Origin of the sequence: Siccirubricoccus deserti (genome assembly GCF_014283215.1) — a bacterium.
GTDB classification, from domain to species: Bacteria; Pseudomonadota; Alphaproteobacteria; order Acetobacterales; family Acetobacteraceae; genus Siccirubricoccus; species Siccirubricoccus deserti.
On sequence record NZ_JACOMF010000160.1, the window covers coordinates 1 to 3,481 of the forward strand.

Annotated in this window: 2 protein-coding genes; both read right to left on the minus strand. The window is 68.1% G+C overall.

Going from position 1 to position 3,481, the window contains the following annotated elements; all coding sequences use genetic code 11:
- Positions 1–198, minus strand: a 198-nt coding sequence (locus H7965_RS29185; RefSeq protein ID WP_186774005.1) for a transposase, incomplete at its 3' end; no start/stop codon positions are given.
- A 307-nt stretch (positions 199–505) separates the two neighbouring features.
- A partial coding sequence (locus tag H7965_RS29190; protein WP_186774006.1) for an error-prone DNA polymerase occupies positions 506–3,481 on the minus strand: 2,976 nt, incomplete at its 5' end.

A 3,481-nucleotide genomic window follows, 5' to 3' on the forward strand; every position in this document is an offset into this window, starting at 1 on the left:
GGCTGCCCACTGGCAGCCGGTGGAGAGGATGTACATCACCCCGTTCACCACCGCTCGCACCTCGACCGTCCGCTTGTTGCCACCCGGCTTGGCGGGCGGGATCAGCGTCCTGATCAGCGCCCATTCCTCGTCGGTCAGATCACTCGGGTAGCGCAGCTTGCTGCGGTCGTACCAAGCCCGGTTCTCCTGCGTCCACATCGCCGCAGTTCTTCCCGCCCCGGCCGCCCACAGGCCAGTCACAACCTATTCAAATCATAGCACCTGTTCCCGGACGGACACTTACAATGCTCGGTGTAATTTGCCGGTTGGGGAGTAAGTGACCTGGCCGCCTTTTTTCGAACCGAGCTGATTAAGAGGATCAGCCTGGAGGGAGGAGCCGGTGGAAGGCAGCGGAAGGCGGCGGCTGGCCCGCGGGTACATGCATGATTGGTCGGTTCTGACCGACCCAACGGCCTTTGCCATGTCGGCAATGCAGCAGGTCTCAGGCACCGCAATTTGGCAGGTGCTATCGGAAGTCGCGGCTTGCCGGCAGCTTGGCCTGGGGCGGCCGGCGGGCACCCGGCTCAGGCCGCTTGACCTCATCGGCACGCCCGAGGCTGCGCTCAGCCCAAGCAGTATCCCCAGCGCCGGTGCTGTTCATCAGCAGTTCTGGACCCGCCGTATCCTCCCCCTGCGCCAAGCTATCCAGCAGATCGGAGCAATCTGTCAGCTTGCGAACAATGAGATGGATGATGGGGATCTCGGCGTGCTCCGCTTCCCGCTCCACCCGGCCCTCCGCCAGCAGCAGGCGGCCGGCGATCAGCGCCGCCCGGTCCCGCGCCGCCACATCCGGATAGACCACGAGATTGCCGACCCCGTGCTCATCCTCGACAGTCAGGAACACGATGCCCTTGGCCGAGCCCGGCCGCTGCCGCATCAGCACCAGCCCCGGCAGGCGTATCCACGACCCTGGGCGGGCCGTCTCCAGCCGACGCGTATCAGCATGGCGTAGCTGGTCCAACCTGGGCCGCAGCAGCGCCAGCGGATGCTGCCGCAAGGTCAGTCCGGTGGCCTGGTAGTCTCCCACCACCGTCTCCCCAGCTGATTGGGCCGCCAGGCTGGCAGCCGGCTCCGGCAGGAGTGGCGCTTGGTCCGCCATAGCGGCCTCGGCCGTGCCGCGGACGATGGCAAAGAGCGGCAGGTCGCCCGGTCCACTAGCCACGCCCCGCGCATCCCAGGCGGCCCGCCGCCGCGCTGCTCCGGTGCCGGCGAAGGCATCCGCCGCGGCCAGGGCTTCGAGCGCCTTGCGCCCCGCGCCGGCACGCCAAGCCAGATCCTCCACCGACCCGAAAGGCGCCCCGTTCCGCGCCTGTCGTGCCGCGACGATCGCCCGTGCCTCCGCCTCCGGCAGCCCGGCCACCAGCCGCAGGCCAAGCCGCAGCGCCAAGCCGCCGGTACTGGCGGCCGCCGGCTCCAGCGTGCAATCCCAGTCGCTGGCATTCACATCCACCGCGCCGATGATGACGCCATGTTCGCGCGCGTCGCCGACGATCTGCGCCGGCGCGTAGAAGCCCATCGGCTGGCTGTTCAGCAACGCGCAGGCAAAGACCGCCGGATAGTGGCATTTCACCCAGCTTGAGGCGTAGACCAGATGGGCGAAGCTCGCGGCGTGGCTTTCCGGGAAGCCGTAGCTGCCGAAGCCCTCGATCTGCGCGAAGACCCGCTCGGCGAAGTCGCGGGTATAGCCTCGCTTGACCATGCCGGCGACCAGCTTTTCCTGGTAGCGGCTGACGCCGCCGGTCAGTTTGAAGGTGGCCATGGCGCGGCGGAGCTGATCGGCCTCCTCGGCCGAGAAGCCGGCGGCGACGATGGCCAGCCGCATCGCCTGCTCCTGGAACAGCGGCACGCCGAGCGTCTTGCCGAGCACCTGTTTCAGCTCGTTCGGATCGTGCGGCGGTGCCGGCGAGGGATATTCCGGATCCTCCAGCCCCTGCCGTCGACGCAGATAGGGGTGGACCATGTCGCCCTGGATTGGCCCCGGCCGGACGATCGCCACCTGCACCACTAGGTCGTAGAATTTCTCCGGCTTCAACCGCGGCAGCATGTTCATCTGCGCCCGGCTCTCAACCTGGAAAACGCCGAGGCTGTCGGCACGACGCAGCATCGCATAGGTGGCCTTGCACTCCGGCGGCAGGCTGGCCAAATCGTGGTTCGCTCGGGAATGCCGCCGCAGCAAGTCGAAGCCGCGCCGCAGGCAGGACAGCATGCCAAGACCGAGCACATCGACCTTCAGGATGCCGAGCGCGTCGATGTCGTCCTTGTCCCATTCGAGGACGGTCCGGCCTTCCATCGCGGCATTGGTCACCACGGCAAGCTCGCTCAACGGACCGCGGGTGATGACGAAGCCGCCAACATGCGTTGCCGTATGGCGAGGGAAATCCAGCAGCTCCTCAGCGAGCTCCAGCGCCATGGCGAGGCGCCTGTCCGCGATGTCCAGCCCCTCAGCCGTCGCCAACTCCGCCAGACCCGTCTCGCGCCCTGGTCCCCAGCTCGCCTTGGCGAGACGGGCGGTCACATCCTCCGACAGCCCCATGACCTTGCCCACCTCGCGGATCGCGCTGCGCGGACGGTAGCGGATGACGGTGGCGCAGATCGCGGCGCGATCCCGCCCGTAGCGGTCATAGAGGTGCTGGATCACCTCCTCGCGCCGCTCATGCTCGAAATCAATGTCAATGTCCGGCGGCTCACCGCGGCTGGCCGAGATGAAGCGCTCGAACAGCAAGCCGTGCTTGCCGGGATCGACGGCGGTGATGCCAAGGACGTAGCAGACCGCGGAATTGGCGGCCGAGCCGCGCCCCTGGCAGAGGATGCCCTGGTCGCGCGCGAAGCGGACGATCTCATGCACCGTCAGGAAGTAGGGCGCATAATTCAATGTGCCGATCAGGCAGAGCTCATGGGCGATGCGGCTACGGATGTCCTCGGGCGCACCGCGTGGCCAGCGTTCTGCTAACGCAGTGGCTACGCGGGATTCCAGCGTCTCCTGCGCGCTGCGCCCGGGTTCCAGTACTTCATCCGGGTATTCGTAGCGAAGCTGGTCCAGCGAGAAGCCGGCCGTCGCTTCCAGCACGCAGAGGGTGTTGGCCACTGCCGCCGGGTGCCGGGCGAACAGCCGCGCGACCTTGGCGGGCGGCTTGAGGTGGCGCTCGGCATTGGGCTCGGCAGCGTAGCCCAGCGCATCCACCGTGGTGCGCAGCCGGATGGCGGTCAGCACATCCGCCAACCGCCGCCGGTCGGGATGGTGGTAGCGGATGTCACCCACCGCCAGCAGGCCCGCCCTGGCCACCGAGGCAATCCCCGCCAGCAGGTCCAGCCGCCGCTGGTCGTCGCCCTGATAGGTGCAGGACGCCGCCAGCAGCAGGGGCATGGCCAGACGGTCCCGCACCGCTGCGGCATCGGCGCGCAGCCGGGTGGCGAAGCCGGCCTCTGGCTGGGCAGGCGGGAT